General features: G+C 57.1%; 18 protein-coding genes. 12 read left to right on the top strand and 6 right to left on the bottom strand.

Going from position 1 to position 19,256, the window contains the following annotated elements:
• Window positions 1-58 precede the first annotated feature (58 nt).
• The 4 genes from pstB (at window position 59) to P0G09_RS10520 (ending at window position 2,680) form a co-directional block, all read left to right on the top strand.
• Window positions 59-823, top strand: coding sequence for a phosphate ABC transporter ATP-binding protein PstB (gene pstB / locus P0G09_RS10535; protein ID WP_117505674.1), 765 nt, complete (start codon window positions 59-61; stop codon window positions 821-823).
• Between the two features lie 13 nt (window positions 824-836).
• Entirely contained in the window at window positions 837-1,505 is a 669-nt protein-coding gene (gene phoU, locus P0G09_RS10530; protein WP_275252632.1) for a phosphate signaling complex protein PhoU, read from the top strand.
• A gap of 163 nt (window positions 1,506-1,668) precedes the next feature.
• Window positions 1,669-2,046, top strand: a complete 378-nt coding sequence (locus P0G09_RS10525; RefSeq protein ID WP_035393429.1) for a helix-turn-helix transcriptional regulator — start codon at window positions 1,669-1,671, stop codon at window positions 2,044-2,046.
• Between the two features lie 124 nt (window positions 2,047-2,170).
• Complete coding sequence (locus tag P0G09_RS10520) at window positions 2,171-2,680, top strand: N-acetyltransferase (protein WP_097769844.1); 510 nt, start codon at window positions 2,171-2,173, stop codon at window positions 2,678-2,680.
• A 93-nt stretch (window positions 2,681-2,773) separates the two neighbouring features.
• Here P0G09_RS10520 and P0G09_RS10515 read toward each other — a convergent pair whose 3' ends face one another.
• Window positions 2,774-4,630 carry a hypothetical protein gene (locus tag P0G09_RS10515; RefSeq protein WP_275252631.1) on the bottom strand — a complete coding sequence of 619 codons (1,857 nt, stop codon included), beginning with the start codon at window positions 4,628-4,630 and terminating at the stop codon, window positions 2,774-2,776.
• Between the two features lie 54 nt (window positions 4,631-4,684).
• Between P0G09_RS10515 and P0G09_RS10510 the strand changes: the two genes are divergently transcribed.
• Window positions 4,685-5,137 (top strand): hypothetical protein, encoded by a 453-nt coding sequence (locus tag P0G09_RS10510; RefSeq protein ID WP_275252630.1) that lies wholly within the window; start codon window positions 4,685-4,687, stop codon window positions 5,135-5,137.
• A 509-nt stretch (window positions 5,138-5,646) separates the two neighbouring features.
• Here the strand turns inward: P0G09_RS10510 and P0G09_RS10505 are convergent.
• Entirely contained in the window at window positions 5,647-5,784 is a 138-nt protein-coding gene (locus P0G09_RS10505) for a hypothetical protein (RefSeq protein WP_181967273.1), read from the bottom strand.
• Window positions 5,785-6,124: 340 nt separating this feature from the next.
• Here P0G09_RS10505 and P0G09_RS10500 point away from each other — a divergent pair, with 340 nt between their 5' ends.
• The 4 genes from P0G09_RS10500 (at window position 6,125) to P0G09_RS10485 (ending at window position 10,779) form a co-directional block, all read left to right on the top strand.
• Window positions 6,125-7,504, top strand: coding sequence for a Sapep family Mn(2+)-dependent dipeptidase (locus P0G09_RS10500; RefSeq protein ID WP_275252629.1), 1,380 nt, complete (start codon window positions 6,125-6,127; stop codon window positions 7,502-7,504).
• A gap of 16 nt (window positions 7,505-7,520) precedes the next feature.
• Window positions 7,521-8,618, top strand: coding sequence for a dipeptide epimerase (locus P0G09_RS10495; protein ID WP_275252628.1), 1,098 nt, complete (start codon window positions 7,521-7,523; stop codon window positions 8,616-8,618).
• Window positions 8,619-8,866: 248 nt separating this feature from the next.
• Window positions 8,867-10,105, top strand: coding sequence for a serine/threonine transporter SstT (gene sstT / locus P0G09_RS10490; protein WP_275252651.1), 1,239 nt, complete (start codon window positions 8,867-8,869; stop codon window positions 10,103-10,105).
• A 491-nt stretch (window positions 10,106-10,596) separates the two neighbouring features.
• Entirely contained in the window at window positions 10,597-10,779 is a 183-nt protein-coding gene (locus P0G09_RS10485; protein ID WP_035393180.1) for a hypothetical protein, read from the top strand.
• A gap of 154 nt (window positions 10,780-10,933) precedes the next feature.
• On the opposite strand, the gene P0G09_RS10480 is transcribed toward P0G09_RS10485, so the two are convergent.
• Window positions 10,934-11,470: an ECF transporter S component gene (locus P0G09_RS10480; protein ID WP_275252627.1), complete on the bottom strand. Its 537-nt coding sequence runs from the start codon at window positions 11,468-11,470 to the stop codon at window positions 10,934-10,936.
• A 209-nt stretch (window positions 11,471-11,679) separates the two neighbouring features.
• Entirely contained in the window at window positions 11,680-13,131 is a 1,452-nt protein-coding gene (locus P0G09_RS10475) for a glycosyltransferase family 39 protein (RefSeq protein WP_275252626.1), read from the bottom strand.
• Window positions 13,132-13,442: 311 nt separating this feature from the next.
• Between P0G09_RS10475 and P0G09_RS10470 the strand changes: the two genes are divergently transcribed.
• The 3 genes from P0G09_RS10470 to P0G09_RS10460 all read left to right on the top strand — a co-directional run bounded on the left by P0G09_RS10470 (window position 13,443) and on the right by P0G09_RS10460 (window position 16,631).
• Window positions 13,443-14,294: a transketolase gene (locus tag P0G09_RS10470; RefSeq protein ID WP_097772996.1), complete on the top strand. Its 852-nt coding sequence runs from the start codon at window positions 13,443-13,445 to the stop codon at window positions 14,292-14,294.
• A gap of 1 nt (window position 14,295) precedes the next feature.
• A complete protein-coding gene (locus tag P0G09_RS10465; protein ID WP_097772995.1) occupies window positions 14,296-15,240 on the top strand; it encodes a transketolase family protein in 945 nt (314 codons plus the stop codon).
• Between the two features lie 185 nt (window positions 15,241-15,425).
• Window positions 15,426-16,631 carry an aminotransferase class I/II-fold pyridoxal phosphate-dependent enzyme gene (locus P0G09_RS10460; RefSeq protein ID WP_005928475.1) on the top strand — a complete coding sequence of 402 codons (1,206 nt, stop codon included), beginning with the start codon at window positions 15,426-15,428 and terminating at the stop codon, window positions 16,629-16,631.
• Between the two features lie 53 nt (window positions 16,632-16,684).
• Here the strand turns inward: P0G09_RS10460 and P0G09_RS10455 are convergent, their stop codons facing one another.
• The gene (locus tag P0G09_RS10455) at window positions 16,685-17,485 is read right to left on the bottom strand and encodes a MurR/RpiR family transcriptional regulator (RefSeq protein WP_275252625.1); all 801 of its coding nucleotides are present in this window, start codon (window positions 17,483-17,485) and stop codon (window positions 16,685-16,687) included.
• A 281-nt stretch (window positions 17,486-17,766) separates the two neighbouring features.
• A complete protein-coding gene (locus tag P0G09_RS10450; RefSeq protein ID WP_275252624.1) occupies window positions 17,767-19,179 on the bottom strand; it encodes an FAD-dependent protein in 1,413 nt (470 codons plus the stop codon).
• Window positions 19,180-19,256: the final 77 nt, after the last annotated feature.

Genomic DNA, 19,256 nt, shown 5'->3' with positions numbered 1-19,256 from the left:
CTGTCGAGCGTATGCGAGACTGAGGGGTTTAATACACGAGGAAATCTCGAGGAAAACTATGGAAAACGTATCACCCATTATCACAGCCAAAAACCTGAACCTCTGGTACGGGGATTTCAAGGCGCTGAAAGATATTTCGCTGGACATGGGCGAGCGGGAGATCACGGCCCTCATCGGCCCCTCCGGCTGCGGCAAGTCCACCTTCCTGAAGACCCTGAACCGGATGAACGACCTTGTGCCCGGGATCCGCATCGAGGGTGATGTCCGCCTGAAAGGGCAGGACATCTTTGCCCGCGAGATGCAGCCTACTGAGCTGCGCCGCCGGGTGGGCATGGTGTTCCAGAAGGCCAACCCCTTCCCCATGAGCATCTACGATAACATCACCTACGGCCCCAGGCTGCACGGTGTGCGCAATAAGGCAGAGCTGGACGAGCTGGTGGAAAGCTCCCTGAAGGGTGCCGCCCTCTGGAACGAGGTCAAGGACCGCCTGAAAAAGAGCGCTCTGGGCCTTTCCGGCGGCCAGCAGCAGCGCCTGTGCATTGCCCGCGCTCTGGCTGTCAAGCCCGAAGTCCTGCTGATGGATGAGCCCACCAGCGCCCTGGACCCCGGCTCCACCATGAAGGTGGAGGAGCTGATGAGCGAGCTGAAAAAGAACTACACCGTGGTCATCGTGACCCATAACATGCAGCAGGCAGCCCGTATCAGCGACCGCACCGCCTTCTTCCTGCTGGGCGAGCTGGTGGAAGCCGGCCCCACGGCGCAGATCTTCAGCACCCCGCAGGATAAGCGCACCGAGGATTACATTTCGGGCCGGTTCGGCTAAGGAGAAAAACGCAATGAGCAACCGTACACAATACGAAAACGACCTTGCCGCCCTGAAAACGGCCCTGACCGAGATGGGGCAGAGCGCTGCCGATGCCGTGGAAGCTGCAATGGAAGCGCTCTGCACCGCCGATGCCGAGGCTGCCGCCGCCGTGGCGCAGGGCGATGGCCGCATCAACAACATGGAGCGGGACATTGAGCACCGCTGCATGACCCTGCTGCTCCGCCAGCAGCCGGTGGCAGGCGACCTGCGCCGCATCTCCACCACCATGAAGGTGGTCACGGATGTGGAGCGCATCGGCGACCATGCCTCCGATATCGCGGAGATCATCCCCCATCTGGTCACTGTCCGCAAGGAGGGCGACCCTGCTGTGAGCCAGGCCATCAAGATGGGCCAGAAGGCGCACAAGATGATCCTGGATGCCCTGAATGCCCTGACCTCTGAGGACGAGCAGGTTGCCCTCAGGGTCATTGCCGCCGACGATGAGGTGGACTACGATTTCAACGCCATCAAGCATACGCTGGCACAGGAGATCGCCGCCGACCCCGGCAAGGTGGATGCCGCACTGGATCTGCTCATGGTCATCAAATATCTGGAGCGCATCGGCGACCACGCCGTGAACCTGGCCGAGTGGGTGGAGTTCGTCCGCAGCGGGCGTTATCATAACGAAAATATGTTCTGATCTTTTGTTTCTGTAAAAATTTGAGCTTCCTGCAATTATTTCTGTGACCCGCCCGTATTATAGGCAGAAAGGCTTCCCCAGAAAGCCTGATGAACTGGCTGCGGCGGGTGTCCGGCATCCCCCTGTCCCCGCCCGCCGCTGCCGCAACGGAGGGTTTTACGCTATGGTACAGACCAAGAATTTCCCGCTGGAAACGCGCGGCGAGGCGGTCAGCCGCGAAGCGCTGGTCCAGGCGGCATTGCAGGAGATCACCCAGAATTACCGCGAAGCAAGCCTTTCCAATGTGGCCCGCAGCTACGGCGTTTCGCTGGCGTATGTCAGCGAGTGCGTCCGGGCCCAGACCGGAAAGACCTATAAGGAGCTGCTGCAGAAGCACCGGATGGAGACCGCCGCCCGCCTGCTGCGCCGCAGCGACCTGAACATCCAGCAGATCATCACCCAGGTGGGCTACGAGAACACCAGCTACTTCTACCGCCTGTTCCATGAGCGGTATGGCCAGAGCCCCCGGGAGTACCGCCGGGCACGCAGCCAGCGCACATAAGCGCATCAGTGAACGACCCTCTCCGCCTTTGCAGCAGGCTTTGACGGAGAGGGCCGTTTTGTGTTATATTAAAGCAGAACGATCAGGGCGGGCAGCGGCCTGCCGGAAGAGAGGTTGGATGACGATGTTTCGTGGAGCAAGACGTGCAGATCTGGATGCGATCCTGAAAATTTATGCCCGCGCCCGGCAGGCAATGGCGGATTCCGGCAACCCCACCCAGTGGGGAGATCATTTCCCGCCGCAGGAGCTGCTGGAAGAGGACATTGATTCCAACCGGCTGTTCCTCTACCTTGTCAACGGCGAGCTGGAGGGCGTGTTTGCCTTTATCCTTGGCCCGGACCCCACCTATGCCCGGATCGAGGATGGCAAGTGGCTGAACGATACCCTGCCCTACGGCACCATCCACCGGCTGGCTTCGGCGGGCAGGCACCCCGGCGTTGCCGCCGCTGTGATCACCTGGTGTCTGGAGCACTGCGAGAGCCTGCGGGCCGACACCCACGCCGACAACAAGATCATGCAGCACCTGCTGGAAGAAAACGGCTTTACCAAGTGCGGCATCATCCATGTGGAGGATGGCACGCCCCGCATTGCCTACCAGAAAATGTCCCTTACCCTGCCTTTGCGCCGGGATTGAACCGCAAAAATGCGCCGCCCCACCGGAAACGATGGAGCGGCGCTGTTTTTATGCAGTTCTGTCAGCCGTGGAAGGGAGCGGGTGCGCCTGCGTTCAGGAAGCAGCTGCTGCCGGAGCTTCCGGGGCGGGCTGCTCTGCCGCAGTTTCTTCCGGCGTGGGCTGGAAATACTTCTCGTACAGCTCCATGCCGATGCGGTAGCCCTGCCACACGATGACTGCCGTGCCTGCACCGGCCACGCCGATGATGGCGGCAGTGCCCAGAATGCTGGGCTCGCTCTCGATGGTGGCATCCCGGTACTGGGCCTCCACGGTCACGGTGCTGCCCTTGGCCACGCTGCCCGCCGGGATGGTAAAGCTCTCCTCGTTGTAGGCGACCGCCGGGTTGCCCAGCAGGCTGGCTTCATCCATGGCCCACAGGTCGAACACCATGCCCTCGGGCACGGCGCTCTGGTTCAGCGTCACCTTGACCTCGGCATCCACCGGCACGTTGGCGCTGGTCATGGCTTCGCTGCCGTTGTAGGTGAACGTGCCGCCCTTCACCGTCAGGGTGTAGGTGGAGGCTTCGGGTTCGGGGTCAGGTTTGGGCTCGGGCTTCGGTTCGGGAACAACGATTTTGGTCGAGTTCAACTCCACATCGCTGTCGGGCATCTCAAAGCGTACCACTGTTTTGTCGGTTTCACCGTTCGGGTAAATGCTGCTGAATGCCTTGCCGATTTCCTGACCGTTGATATTCGTAATATCTACATTGGATTCTACGGTGAGGACGGTGCCTGCATAAGAATACAGATCCCATGCGGTGCCCTGCACCAAATCAGAGCCAGTTTCACCGGGGACGAGAGGATGCGTGTCGTTTACCTTCACGATGGCTCCACCATTCACGGTAACAGAGCGATAATTTCCACTCAGCACGGTTCCCTGGGTGAGAATGCTGTCTTTTCCGTTGAATGCACCGCCGGTTATCGTTCCGTCATTATAAAGCAAACCGGCCGCAAATGTGCCGCCCTCGATTTTATGCGTTTTAGTGGGATCGCCATTAGGCCAACCATTTGTTACTATCGTGTTGAAGATACCGTCCTCAATGATTCCATATTCGTTGGAGATGCCGCATTTCACTGCATCCAACTGGCCGGTTTTATTGACGGGGTCGGTAAATCGGAAGTTGTAGGTTTTTCCGCCGGTCAGATACAGTGTGCCGATGCCCTCAAATGATTTCTGGATGTGCCAACCGTCACCATAGTAGGTATAATATCCTCCATCGGCCTCAAAAGGAGCATTGACTATAACCGGTGTGCCATTACTGTCCATGATAAGGGGCAAACCATGGGAAGCCTGGTTCAGTATGATATCCGCTTCCGGATCAAGAGCACTCACAGAATTAAGAGATTTTATATTGATGCACACGGTGTTTTTGTTGGAAGAATCCGGATATACGCTTTCCAATAAAATGCGGTTGATATCAAGGATGGGTTTACTGGCGGTAATGGTATTATTCCCGGTCTTGACTGCATAAAGCGTGTTGCCCCAATCGCCGGACGCAAGACCATTGACCGCTGTGATAGGATCGGTTCCGTTCAGAGTGACTTTTTTGAATGTGCCTGCACCTTTGGGCTCTTTCGCAAATGCGCCGCCGGTCAGCTTGGCACCGGATTCAACCACCAACTGGACATTCGGGTTCAGGGGGCCCAGTGCGTTTTCCTCACCGGAAAAATCATAATCTCCGCTTTCCAGCGTCAGCGTTTTATTGCTCTTCTCAAACCTCCAGCCGTTGCCGCTGTAATCCTGGGTGCCGCCCTTGGTGCCAACGGGGTAGCCGTCTTTATCGATCACCAGCCGGGTCAGCATGCTCAGGGTAACGGTGTCCGCAGTGGCGGGTGGTGCGGTGAAAGTGACAGAAAAATAACCATTACCATCATCGTAATAACTTGCACTTGGTGCCCAATCTTCTAACAAACAATGTGTGTCGTTTGTGTTCCCGAATGTAACATCAATAGGAAATAATATTGCTTGACGGTTACGGAAAAAAATATGGATGGTGATGCTGGTATTATGGTCGGAATTGGGAATGACATAACCGCTGTTGCCGAAATAATTGATTCCTGCATCGTAACACTCATAGCTGCCATTCTCCGGGAAATTCACATTCAAGGTATAGCCGCTAGCGACAGTGTCACCCGCTGGTTTTTTATCAAAAATGCCGCCCTTTATGGTGCCGTTGTTGGTAACGGTAGATCTAAACGTGCCATTTTCAATCTTGCCGTCAGATTCATTGGAAACGGAAGAAAAAAGGCCGCCGGTAATAGTACCATGATTTGTGAGAGAAGAGGAAGAAGAAAATTGACCGCCACTGATTTTTCCGTTATTTATCACAGTGTTGTCGAAAATTCCCCTAACAATGATTGCATCTCCTCCAATCGTGAGTTTACATTTGGTGATAGGTCCATTGCCGGAACTAATTGATAAAAAATCATATTCTGTCGAGCTGGCAGGATGCAGGTCAAGAGTGGTGCCATCATAGCTCCAGCCCTCACCGCCGGAACCGACAGGATAGCCATCTACAATTCTTAATTGGTCGCCTCCCTCCGCCCACGCTGTGATTGCCGACACAGGCAGGAGCGTTACCGCCATGCACAGCGCCACCAGAAGGCTGATAAGTCGTTTCTTCATAGGGGGTCCCTCACTTTCTTTGGGCCGGAAGTGGAGCTCCGGCAAAATGGATGCTCTTACTTCCTTAAATACACGCCGCGCGGAATCCTTTCACCCTTTTTCAAAAAAATTTGAAAAAAAAAAAGAAAAAACAGAATGCTGAGGTGGTGGCATCTCCTGACAATGGAGTGCAATCCCTTGACAAAGCGTTTAAAATTGACTATACTACAAATAGAAAAGGTGCTGACGAGCAATGTTTGGTCAGCTTCCCGTTTCTAGTGGATCAAAAAAGATTGACCGTTTGAGTTGGGGAACTGTGGCGGTCAATCTTCTTTGTTTTTATCGCTCTTCTCGTGAGAAATCTTCCAGCCAGCATCAAATGCGGCTTTCGCGACCGTGACAAGCAGAGCCAGCAAACTGATCACTACCGTCAACAGAGCACAAACTTCTGTCAGAGACATTCGACATCCCTCCCTTCGCCTGAAAGGCTCCGGGAAAGGGTACAAAATCAAAAAAGTTCCGTTTCCCGGAGCAACATTGCCGCTTGCGCGGCGTTGTAAGCACACCAGGAGCGAGAAGCATGACCACCTGCATTGCAGACAGCACCTTTTTTCCTGCTGTTACCAGCATTAAAAACAGTATATCATAGGATTTGACAATTTTCAATTGAAACCGAGCGCTCCCGGATACTTCTGATGAAGTGTGCGGGGGCGTTTTTTTCGTGGAACTGGGGGCTTGTGGAGCGGGGGCAATCGTTCTATAATACAAGCTGTGAAATGAATCACAAAAGGGGTGGAACGTATGGACAAAAAACTGAACGAGGCCGTGGCGGCGCTGCGGCCCCAGATGGTGGCGGCGCTCCAGCGGCTGGTGCACAGGCGCAGTGTGGAGGCCGACCCGCTGCCGGGCAAGCCCTTTGGCGAGGAGGTGGATGCCTGCTTTGCCGAGGCGCTGACCCTCTGCCATGAGCTGGGCTTTGAGACCACCGACATGGATCGGTACATCGGCTGGTGCGAGATCGGCACCGGGGACGAGATGGTGGCGGTGCTGGGGCATCTGGACGTGGTGCCCGAGGGCGAGGGCTGGCATCACCCGCCCTACGCCGCCGAGATCGAGGGCGGCAGGCTGTATGGCCGGGGTTCCGTTGATGACAAAGGCCCGGTGGTGGCCAGCCTGTTCGCGCTGAAGGCCATCCGGGATCTGGGCATTCCGCTCAACCGCCGTGTCCGGCTGCTGTTCGGCCTGAACGAGGAGACCAACGACCGGGACGTGCTGTACTACAAGGCCCACGGCGGGGAGATCCCGGTGCTGGGCTTCACCCCGGACGGCGAGTATCCGCTCATCAACGGCGAAAAGGGCATCCTGAACGAGAGCTATGCTGTGCAGCTGCACCAGACCGGGGCCTGGCAGCTGAGCAGGGTGCAGGGCGGCGTGGCCGGCAATGTGGTGCCGGACTACGCCTGTGCTGTGCTGACCGCCCCGGCGGGGGCCGCCCTGCCGGATGCGGAGCACATCACCGTGACAGCCGTCCCCGGCGGCTATCAGGTGGAAGCGGTGGGCGTTTCGGCCCATGGCAGCCACCCGGAGCAGGGCGAAAACGCCATCGGGCGGCTGGTGTGCTACCTCGACCGGCTGCCGCTGGAGGGGGATGCAAAACAGGCCGTGCACTTTCTGGCCGAGAAGCTGGGTACCGATCCCTACGGCGAGCGCCTGCTGGGCCACCGGCTGGAGGATGCGCTCTCCGGCCCCATGAGCTGCAACTGGGGGCTGATCGAGGGCGACGCGCAGCATCTGTGGGTCAAGCTGAACTACCGCTATCCTGTGACCATGGAACGGGCGGATTGCCAGCCCGCTGTGCAGGCCGCCTTTGAGGCCGCAGGCTGGGCGCTGGATGGGCAGGTGCACAAGGAAAAGCTCTACTACCCGGCCGAGACCCCGCTGGTCAGCGCCCTGCTGGAGGTTTACCGGGATGCCACCGGCGACAATGCCCCGCCCAAGTGCATCGGCGGCGGCACCTACGCCAAGATGCTGCCCAATGTGGTGGCTTTTGGCCCCCTGTTCGCGGGGGACCCGGTCACAGAGCATCAGCCCGATGAATGCATCGATCTGGAACGTCTGGTGCAGAACGCCCAGATCATTGCAAACGCCATTGTCAAGCTGGCAAACCTGCCGCTGGAATAAGAAGGAGGACGGGACTATGAAGATCACACAGGTGCGGCTGGGCCGCATTTCCACCCCGCTGCGGGTGCCGTTCAAAACGGCACTGCGCACTGTGAACAGCGTTGAGGATGTTATCGTGGAGCTCCACACCGATACCGGTGCGGTGGGCTACGGCGAAGCACCCCCGACCGGTGTCATCACCGGCGACACCACCGGGGCCATCCTCGGTGCCATTCAGGATCATATCGCCCCTGCCCTGCTGGGCCGCGACCTCGATGAATTTGAGGATCTGACCGCCGCTGTGCAGAAGGCGCTTGTCCACAACACCAGCGCCAAGGCCGCTGTGGACATGGCCCTGTGGGATCTGCTGGGCCAGAAGTACAACGCCCCTGTCTACCGGATGCTGGGCGGTGCCCGCAAAAACATCGTGACCGATATCACCATCAGCGTCAACCCGCCCGAGGAGATGGCCCGGGATGCCCGCACCGCCGTCCAGCGCGGCTACGACTGCCTGAAGGTCAAGGTAGGCATCGACCCGGAGCTGGATGTGGCCCGCCTTGCCGCGGTGCGGCAGGCCGTGGGCCGGGACATCAAGCTCCGCATCGATGCCAATCAGGCCTGGAACGCCAAGCAGGCGGTCCGCATCCTGAACCAGATGCAGGAGAAGGGGCTGGACATTGAGTTCGTGGAGCAGCCCGTGCCCGCCGCAGACCTTGAGGGGATGCAGTATGTCACCCGCCATGCCGATGTGCCCGTGCTGGCCGACGAGAGCGTGTTCAGCCCGGCAGATGCCCTGCGGATCATGCAGACCGGCGCGGCCGACCTTGTGAACATCAAGCTGATGAAGTGCGGCGGCATCACCAATGCCCTGCGCATTGCCGCCGCCGCTGAGGTGTACGGTGTGGAGTGCATGATCGGCTGTATGCTGGAAGCAAAGATCTCGGTCAACGCCGCTGTGGAGCTGGCCTGCGCCAAGAAGATCATCACCAAGATCGACCTCGACGGCCCGGTGCTCTGCAGCGAGGATCACATCCTCGGCGGTGCCGTGTTCAACGAAAAGAACATCACCGTCTCCGACGCGCCCGGCATGGGCATTCAGGGCTTTGTGCCCGGCAAGGTGTCCTATCTCGACTAAAACAGGAACAGACCGCATCCCGAAACACACGGGGTGCGGTCTCTTTTTGTGAATCTGTATTTCATATACGGACAGTGAAAAAAGCTCGTGTCTGTATATGTTGAAATGAAAAACAAAAAAAGCGAGTAAAATCTTTGACTTTTCGGCCTGCGAGGCGTATAATCGTACTTGTTCCGTGTAGAGGAATGGGAAAACTGTGCGCAATGGGCGCACAATCTGGATAGGGGAGTAGAAAAGTTATGAAAACGTTGAAAGCGGTTGCGGCAAGGTACAACGCCACCAGCCTGATCCTGCGCATCGTCATCGGCCTTGCGGTCGGTGCGGTGCTGGCACTGGCGGTGCCCGGTGCGGGCTGGGTGGAAGAGTTCGGCAGCCTGTTCGTGGGTGCCCTGAAGGGCATTGCCCCGGTGCTGGTGTTCGTTATCGTGGGCAGTGCGCTGGCGCAGGGCACGTCCAGGCTGGACCGGCGCTTTGGCACGGTCATCTGGCTGTACATGCTCACCACCTTCCTGGCCGCCGCCATTGCGGCGGCGACCAGCTTCCTGTTCCCTCAGACTGTCGTTCTGGCTGAGGCGGCAGAATCCGAGGTGGTGCCCCAGGGTCTGGGCGAGGTGATGAACACCCTGCTCACCAACTTTGTGGCAAACCCCGTCAGTGCCCTGCTGAACGGCAATTACATCGGCATCCTGTTCTGGGCCTGCCTGTTCGGTCTGGCTATGAAGAAGTACGGCGCGGACAGCACCAAGCTGTTCCTGGCGAACACAGCGGATGCAGTCTCCCAGATCGTCCGCTGGATCATCAATCTGGCACCCTTCGGCATCATGGGCCTTGTGTACACCAACGTGTCCAGCAACGGCCTGTCCATCTTTACCCAGTACGGCAGGCTGCTGCTCCTGCTGGTGGGCACCATGCTCTTTATGGCACTGGTCGTCTCGCCCTTTATCATCTTTATGTATCTGCACTGCAACCCGTATCCGCTGGTGTTCCGCTGCCTGCGTGAATCCGGCCTGACCGCCTTCTTCACCCGCAGCTCTGCCGCCAACATCCCGGTCAATATGGATCTGTGCGAAAAGCTGGGGCTGGATAAGGATATGTATTCCGTCTCCATCCCGCTGGGCGCTACCATCAATATGGATGGTGCCGCCATCACCATTACCATTATGACGCTGGCTGCGGCCAATACGCTGGGCATTCAGGTGTCCCTGCCCGCCGCCATCCTTCTTTCGGTGATGAGCGCTCTGGGTGCCTGCGGTGCTTCCGGCGTGGCTGGCGGCTCCCTGCTGCTGATCCCCATGGCCTGCTCCCTGTTTGGCATCTCCAATGATATCGCCATGCAGGTGGTCGGTGTCGGCTTTATCATCGGCGTGGTGCAGGATTCCGTGGAAACTGCCCTGAACTCCGCCGGTGACGTGGAATTTGCCGCCACTGCGGAATATCACCAGTGGCGCAAGGAGGGCAAGCCCCTGCCGGCGTTCCTGTGCAAGTGATGCAAAACTGAAATGGCTTTTCAAAGGCTGCTGTGCTGCTGGCACGGCGGCCTTTTTGTTTGGAACTTTTTTCTGGGCATTTTGCACAGGAAAGCCCTCGCCCTGTTGGAAGTTGACGGATTCTGACGGATTTTGCATGAGAGTATCCCCTTTTGCAGAAGAAATTCTGGGCAAAACGGAGAGAAAATCTGAAAAAACTTTCCAAACAAGGTTTCAATCGTCCATGTATACAAGAACTTTATTTTTCATAAAAAACGTTTTGTGCTAGTTGCGCAAAGAACGAAAGAACGTTAAAAATGTATCACTAAATTCATAGTTTATTCATAGAATTTATAAAACGATTTCATAATTGGGTGGCATAATATGGCCATCCTCAGAGAGGGGAACAAAAGAACGAAGGGTTCTGAACGGTTCCGCTTTGAGGATGTAGGGAGATAGAGGCCCTGCCAAAAAACACAATGACATTTACCGATATACGGAGGATATTTATTATGATGAACAAGAACACTGCTATTCTGGACAACACTATGATGGACGCTTACCTGACTGTCACCGAGGGCGTGTCCGATAACTGCGGCATTGGCCTGGCTTTTGCAAGCCTGCTCGAGAGCGCAAAGAAGAACTTTGTCAACCAGAGCAACCGCCGCGCTGTCAATGCAAGCTTTGCCGGCTGATCTTCTCCAATTTGCCGGTTGAAGATTCTCCTTCTTTTTTTGTTACAGCTGCTGCCACACTGTAATATGAACTGAAAAGCCCGGAACCACCTGCCGCCATAGCAGGTACGGTTCCGGGCTTTTTTGCTGTGCGGGTTCGGTCAGCGCAGGGGGTTTAAGCCGTCAGCTTTGCTTTCTGCAGTGCAGCCACGATCAGCGGAATGAGGATGAGCTGCGCCACGATGCCGGGCACGGCAGTGAGCACCGCACCGGACAGGAACGCGCTGAACGGGAAGCTGGAGCCGGACAGACCGGCCAGCACAAAGCGCACCGCACCCCAGACAAGGCGGCCTGTCACCATTGAGGTGACAAGGGTGGCGTAGATCATGGGCAGGGTGTGCTGCACCTTGCGGTACATGAAACCGGCAACAGCGCCGTATGTGGCCAGCTCAAAGGCCATGGCGATGGCAATGGGGTACATCGGGGGCATCCCGAACAGCACCGAGCGGAGCAGCGGGGCGGCAAAGCCCAGCGCCAGGCCCCAGGGGCCGCCCAGCACAAAGCCTGCCAGCAGCACCGGGAAGTGCATGGGGCAGAGCATATTGCCGATCTGAGGCACATGGCCGGTGATCATGGGCAGCACAAAGGCCAGTGCCAGAAACAGTGCGGCCAGCACCAGATCATGGGGCGCGGAACGGGTCTTGGTATTCATCAATGATTCCTCCTGAAAATGCACAGACAAAAAGGGCCTGCCGCCAGCACGCGCGCCAGCGGCAGACCCCTTCATGGTGTCTGTTCCAAAATAATGTTTGCGGGGAGAAACACGGGCTTCGGCCCGCAAAGCCCCGGCTTCAGCCGGGAATTGTGCAAAAAGTATAGCAGATGCAAAGCCGCCTTGTCAAGCTCAGCGGATGAGGATGGTTACGGGGTGGTGTTTGCCGATTTTTGAAATTTGTAGATGTAATAAAAGGAATCTTCACCGGGGCCTTCTGCAAATGTACTGTTACAGACATTAGTGTGAGAATAACCATTGTCGGAGGCTGCATTCAATTCGGCATCAGAAAGCGCATGTTCCATAAAGAGCCAGATCTCAGGATCGGGAGAAGAGAAGCACTGAGAAGTATTGGAGGATTCGATTTGAGCATGGACACGTCCCGGAAAGTAATAATCAAAGAGTGTCCAGTCTAGGAAGTAGTTCGTTGTATAAAGAACTGCATCCTGAGAGGGGGTAATAACTTCCAGACACTGGGTGGTCGCAAGGTCGATGCGCTTTTCCCGCTGATAGGTTTGGTAGAAATCCGGTAGACTGCACACCAGCGTTCCCAAAATCAGAATACTGGACAGAATGGTTCTCCAACGGACTTTAGACAGAAGAAAGCCAAAAACCAGGTAAACGACTGCGGTGAGCGGATAAAGGTATCGAACGAGAAAAAGCGGGCGAACGGCATGTGAAACGATCAGCCCGACTGCGGAGGTGCCGGCGGCAGAAAGCAAGCCGGTCAAAAGCCAGATCGTATCAGGGGCGAAGAGCCATTTAGAGGACGACTTGGCCTGTGCTGTGAAATAAAGAAGGAATGCAAGACCGAAAATGAGGACTGTCCAAGAAGGGTTGAAGAAGAATCCGATACAATTGATTGGAGAAGGAATGAAGGTGGACCACCAGTCTGCCGCAGCACGTTTGAAAGTGGAAAGCAATACCAGAAGCCAGGGAAGGTAGACGACCACTGCGGCACAATAAGTGATAAGGATTTTTTTTAAGCTGCTCTTATCCTGCGGAAGCAGAGAAAGCAGAGCCAGATAGAAAAATGCAACGGAAATCAAGGCATAGTAGTGCGTATAAGCGGCACAAAGAGAGACGACGCTGAAAATGACCCAATCGGAGGTTTTACCGGAATGAAGAATGTTATGGAGTGCCAGATAGGCCGCTAACACAAAGAAAGCGCCGAGTGAATACATTCGGGCCTCGACATTGAACATGATAGCGGTATCAGTCAAAGAGGCAAAAGTGGAAACAACAACTGCGGGAATCAATCCGAACTGTCTGAAAATCACTGTACAGGCAAGAATCAGAATGAGTCCATAGGGAATCAAAGCCGACAGATGATAGACATATCCGTGATTGCCCAGAAGATGATATAGGAGCTGTGTGAAAAGATAGTACAGCGGCGGATGGTTATCTGCTGCTGTGACTTGGAGCATTTCAAAAACATTCATTTGGGCAAGGCCGATGCTGAACCCCTCATCTCCCCAGAAGGAGTTATCAAAAATGCGGACAAAGTGCATGGCGAACAGCACAAGGGCATACAGGTACAGCAGCCAGGGCAAAAACCTGCGGCTGCGCTGTGCCCGGGATGTGGGTGCGGAAAAAGACATAGGAACCTCCCAAAATGATGAAAAAAGCAAACAAATTCATCTTATTATATCATACAGCGGCAAAAGATGATATTGCAAAGCGGCCAAAAGCTGCAAAAATGTTTTGCGGGGGCAAAATGGACCTGCATTTTCAACAAAAACGGGAACATTTACAAGCGATTTTGCCAAGGGATGTACATTTTGACGAAAGAACCTTGACGTTTTTGCATAGAATAGATAATATAGACTTGAGAAATAGCGCATCGGGGCGTACGGCCCGGGTGCGTATCATATCCGATGCAAACGCTGAGGTTCATACGGGAGGACCAAAGATGACAAATGCAGAAAAACTTACCCTGGCAAAACACGCCTGCCACATCCGCATGGGCGTGATCGAGGGCACTCACAGCGCCAAGTGCGGCCATCCGGGCGGCAGCCTGGATATCGCCGAGGTGCTGGCGTACCTCTATTTCGTAGAGATGAAGGTGGATCCGAAGGATCCCAAGAACCCTGACCGCGACCGTCTGGTGCTCTCCAAGGGCCATGCGGCCCCGGCGCTGTACGCCGCGCTGGCTGAGCGTGGGTTCTTCCCGGTGGAGGACCTCAAGACCCTGCGCAAGATCGGCAGCTACCTGCAGGGCCACCCCAACATGAACAGTGTGCCGGGCGTGGATATGTCCACCGGCAGTCTGGGTCAGGGCGTGAGCGCCGCCTGCGGCATGGCACTGGGTGCCAAGCACGCCGGTAAGCCCATCAATGTTTACACCATCCTGGGTGACGGCGAGGTGGAAGAGGGCGAGTGCTGGGAGGCCTTTATGTTTGCTTCTCACTACGGCCTGTCCAACCTCTGCGTTATGCTGGACCGCAACCATCTGCAGATCGACGGCACCACCGAGACCGTGATGAACAGCGCCCCGCTGGAGGAGAAGCTGAAGGCATTCAACTTCAACGTGCTGACCATCAACGGCCATGATCTTGATGCCATTGAGAGCGCCATCGCCGCTTTCCACGCTGAGAACGAAAAGCCCACCTGCATCATTCTGGATACCCTCAAGGGCAAGGGCGTTTCCTTTATGGAGAACTCCGTTGACTGGCACGGCAAGGGCCCCAACGACGAGGAATACGCACAGGCCATGCAGGAGCTGAATGCAGCTTACGCCGCGCTGGAAGAGGAGGACAAGTAAGATGGCAGAAGTGAAGAAGATCGCTACCCGTGACAGCTACGGCAACACCCTGAAAGAGCTGGCCGCTGAGGGCCACGACGACCTGGTGGTGCTGGACGCTGACCTGGCTGCCGCCACCAAGACCGGCATGTTCCGCAAGGCGTACCCGGACCGTCACTTCGACTGCGGCATTGCCGAGGGCAACATGATGGGTGTGGCCGCAGGTCTGGCCACCATGGGTTATGTTCCCTTTGTTTCCAGCTTTGCCATGTTTGCCGCAGGCCGTGCCTTTGAGCAGATCCGCAACTCGATCGCCTACCCCCGCCTGAACGTCAAGATCGGTGCCACCCACGGCGGCATCTCTGTGGGCGAGGACGGTGCTTCCCACCAGTGCTGCGAGGACTTTGCCCTGATGCGCAGCCTGCCCGGCATGACCGTGATCTGCCCCGCAGACGATGTGGAGGCCCGCGCCGCTGTGCGTGCCGCTTACGCCATGCAGGGCCCTGTTTACCTGCGCTTCGGCCGTCTGGCTGTGCCTGTGTTCCACGATGAGGCTACCTACCACTTTGAGCTGGGCAAGGGCGAGCAGATCACCGAGGGCAGCGACATTGCCATCATCGCCACCGGTCTGATGGTCAACGAGGCCCGCCTGGCTGCCGAGCAGCTGGCTGCCGAGGGCATCCACGCCCGGGTCATCAACATCCACACCATCAAGCCTCTGGACGAGGAGATCGTCCTCAAGGCCGCCAAGGAGTGCGGCAAGGTCATCACCGCCGAGGAGCACAGCGTCATCGGCGGCCTGGGCGAGGCCGTCTGCGCCGTCCTGAGCGAGAAGCTGCCCACCCCTGTCCGCCGCGTGGGCGTGCAGGACAAGTTCGGCTGCTCCGGCCCCGCATGGGACCTGCTCAAGCTGTACGGTCTGGATGCAGCGACCATCTGCAAGACCGCTCACGAGATGCTGGGCTGATCCAGAAAGTCAATACCAATAAAAAAGCCGGTCGGCGTATGCCGACCGGCTTTTTGCGTGCAATTACCGTAAAAATTCGTGATTTTTCCGCACGATATCCGGGGAAACGTGCTGGCTGCTTGCGCCCGGCAGCAAAGTGTGTTAAAGTGGGGCCAGATAAAAATTTTGAGAGAAGGAGCACCGCTATGAAATACGATTTCACTTCCATCATGGACCGCCACGGCAAGGATGCCATTGCAGTGGATGGCCTTGGCACCGGCTTTGCCCCCGCCGCCCCCAAGGAGGGCTTTGACGCCATCCCCATGTGGGTGGCCGATATGAACTTTCCCACCGTGCCCACCATCCAGGAAGCCATCATCGAGCGCACCAACCACCCCGCGTTTGGCTACTTCAACCCCACCGATGAATATTTCGATTCCATCATCCGGTGGCAGGCAAAGCGCAACGGCGTGCAGGGCCTGACCAAGGAGTGCATCGGCTACGAGAACGGCGTGCTGGGCGGCGTGATCAGCGCCCTGAACTGCGTCTGCTCCAAGGGCGACAAGATCCTGATCCACAGCCCCACCTACATCGGTTTCACCATGAGCCTGAAGAACAACGGCTACGAGGCTGTCCACAGCCCGCTGGTCAAGGACGAAAACGGCGTGTGGCGGATGGACTTTGAGGACATGGAAAAGCACCTGAAAGAGGAGAAGATCCATGCCGCCATCATGTGCAATCCCCACAACCCCTGCGGCCGTGTGTGGGAGCGCTGGGAGCTGGAAAAGGCCATGGAGCTGTACAAGAAGTACGATGTGTACGTGGTCTCCGATGAGATCTGGTCGGACATCATCCTGAGCGGAAACAAGCACATCCCCACCCAGTCTGTGAGCGAGGATGCCCGCCAGCGCACCGCCGCTTTCTATGCACCCTCCAAGACCTTCAATCTGGCCGGTCTGGTGGGCAGCTACCATATCGTTTACAACAGCTGGTGGCGTGACCGCATGGAAAAAGAGTCCAGCCTGAGCCACTACAACATGATGAACGTTCTCTCCATGCACGCCCTGATCGGTGCTTACAAGCCCGAGGGCTACGAGTGGACCGACGAGCTCTGCGAGGTGCTGACCGGCAACATCGACTTTGCCTGCGATTACATTGAGAAGCATTTCGAGGGTGTGACCGTCTCCAAGCCGCAGGGCACCTACATGCTGTTCGTGGACTGCACCGACTGGTGCAAGGCCCACGGCAAGACCATTGAGGATGTGGAGCACGCCTGCTGGGATGTGGGCGCTGCCATCCAGGACGGCACCATGTTCTTTGGCCCCTGCCACCTGCGCATGAATCTGGCTTCTCCCCGTTCCCGCATCGAGGAGGCGTTCCACCGCATGGACAAGTACGTTTTTAACGCATGATCGCTTAAACACAGCAAAAAGTCCCGACCAGAACGGCCGGGACTTTTTTGCGCTTAATTCAGATCGAAATTGCCCAACAGCAGGTAGTAGAGCACCTCCACCACCAGCGCTGCCGAAAGCTGGGACGGCAGCATATCGCTGGCAATGCGCTGGATGCGGTTGGAGGCCAGCAGGGTATAGTTGGAGAGACCTGCCAGCGCCGAGCGCTTGTCGCAGGTGATGAGGATGACCGGTGTGCCGTTCTTCCGGGCGGCACGGGCGGCTGTCTCCAACGTCACGCAGCGGCCTGCACTGGAAATGAGCAGCAGGGCATCTTTTGGGGTCAGTGCCGAAGAAAAAGACTTTGCCTTTTCTGGCACCGGGCTGATCGTGCAGCGCTTGCCCAGACTGCTCAGCTTGAGTGAGGCATCCATGGCAACGGGCAGGCTGCTGCTGTTGGCTTCGATCTGAATGATCTCTGCCGCCCGCAGAATGGACAGTACCTTTCTCAGCTGGACAAGGTTCAAGGCCTGAATGGTGGCCTGAACCTCCTCCTGACGGTTGTTCTGAAGATCAAGCAGGGCCTGATGCAGCGGGTCGTTGGGGGGCCTTTTGCGGGCCTCCGTTTCCTGCTGCTCCAGTACATCCCGCGCAAGCTCCAGTTGGAATTTGCGATAATTTGCGTAGCCGAGCTTGTGGCACAGCCGGGTGACCGTGGCTTCGGACGAGTGGCTGGCCTTTGCAAGCTCCGCAGAGGTGGCGACCGAGGCCCACTTTACATCTGCAAGAATGCAGTCCGCAATGCGCCGTTCGGCGCTGTAAAGCTGGAGCCCGGAGCACAGCTGGGTGATGACGCTTCCCGGGGAATCGTGCATAGCAATACCTCCCTGTGCGCGCTGTGCATTGGGCACAACGCACAGTACTCTGGGAATAGTATACCGATTTTTTGGTGAAAAATCAATTGAATCTGGCAAGAAAATGCATATCATTCCAAAATAAACCGAGATTTCTTGACGCGGGGTGCATCAGAACCGGCCTGTGTGTTGGGGGCGGCGTAATGGATCCAGCGGTTTTCTTATGCATGGTGCTGAAAGTGAAAAAAGGACTGCTCCGCTGGAGCAGTCCTTTTTGCGTTTTAAGGGGCGGGAAGGCGCGATCAGCACCCTTCTTTTTCGGCCAGCTTCCGGCCCATGAGCACGCCCATGACGGAGGCCATCATCAGGCCGCGGGTCCAGCCGGAGGAGTCACCCAGGCAGTGCAGGCCCCGGATGTTGGTGTCGAGGTTCTCGTCCATCTTGACCTTGTTGGAGTAGAACTTCAGCTCGGGGCTGTAAAGCAGGGTCTCGTTGGCGGCAAAGCCGGGCACGACCATATCCAGCATCTTGATGAACTCAATGATGTTGGTCATGGCGCGGTAAGGCATGGCGGCGGTGATATCACCGGCCACGGCATCCTTCAGGGTGGGCTTGACGTTGGATTGCGCCAGCTCCTTGGGCCAGGTGCGCTTGCCGTCCAGAATGTCGCCGTAGCGCTGGACCAGGATGTGGCCCGCGCCCAGCATGTTGGTCAGCTCGCCCACCTTCTGGGCGTAGGCGATGGGCTGATTGAAGGGCTCGGTGAAGTTGTGGGAAACGAGGATGGCAAGGTTGGTGTTCTCGCTCTTCTTCTCCTTGAAGCTGTGGCCATTGACCACGGCCAGGTCGTTGTCGTAGTTCTCCTGAGCCACAAAGCCGCCGGGATTCTGGCAGAAGGTGCGCACCTTGTTCTTCCAGGGCTTGGGGTAGCCGATGAGTTTGGACTCGTACAGCACCTTGTTCACCTTTTCCATGACCTCGTTGCGGCACTCCACGCGCACGCCGATGTCAACGGTGCCGGGCTTGTGGGCGATGTGGTGCTCGGCGCAGATCTTCTCCAGCCAGTCGGCACCGCGGCGGCCCGTGCCGATGACCACAGTATCGGCATAAACAGCATAGGCTTCCTCGTCCTTGGGTCCCTTGATGAACACGCCCTTGCACTCCTCGTTCTCCAGGATGATGTTCTCGCACTCGGTGCTGAACAGCATCTCCACGCCGTTGTCGGCCAGATAGTTCTGGATGGCCAGATACAGCTGCTGGGCCTTCTCGGTGCCCAGATGACGGATGGGGCAGTCCACCAGCTTCAGACCGGCGTGGATGGCGTTCTTGCGGATCTCCTTGATGTCCTCGCCGGTGTAGATGCCCTCCACATGGGGGTCGGCACCGAACTCGAGGTAGATCTTATCGGTGTAATGGATGAGCTCCTGTGCGAACTCCTCGCCGATCAGGCTGGGCAGGTCGCCGCCCACCTCATAGGAGAGGCTCAGCTTGCCGTCCGAGAACGCGCCTGCACCGGAGAAGCCGGTGGTGATGGCGCAGGTGGGGCGGCAGTTGACGCAGTGGCCCAGCTCGGCCTTGGGGCAGTGGCGCTTTTCCACCGGCTTGCCCTTTTCCACCAGCAGGATCTTTTTCTTGCTGCCGTGGCGCAGCAGCTCTACAGCGGTGAAGATGCCGGCCGGACCGGCACCCACAATGATCAGATCGTATTTTTCCATGGTTTTTGATTTCCCTTGCATTAGATTTAGAATACTCTCTTTTGGCAGCGTCCTCGCCCTCTCAGGCCGCTTCGCGT

This window comes from Faecalibacterium sp. DFI.5.82, from assembly GCF_029076575.1.
GTDB classification, from domain to species: Bacteria; Bacillota; Clostridia; order Oscillospirales; family Ruminococcaceae; genus Faecalibacterium; species Faecalibacterium duncaniae.
The sequence above is the reverse complement of the archived record's forward strand: the minus strand, read 5'-3'. Positions and strand labels throughout refer to the sequence as shown.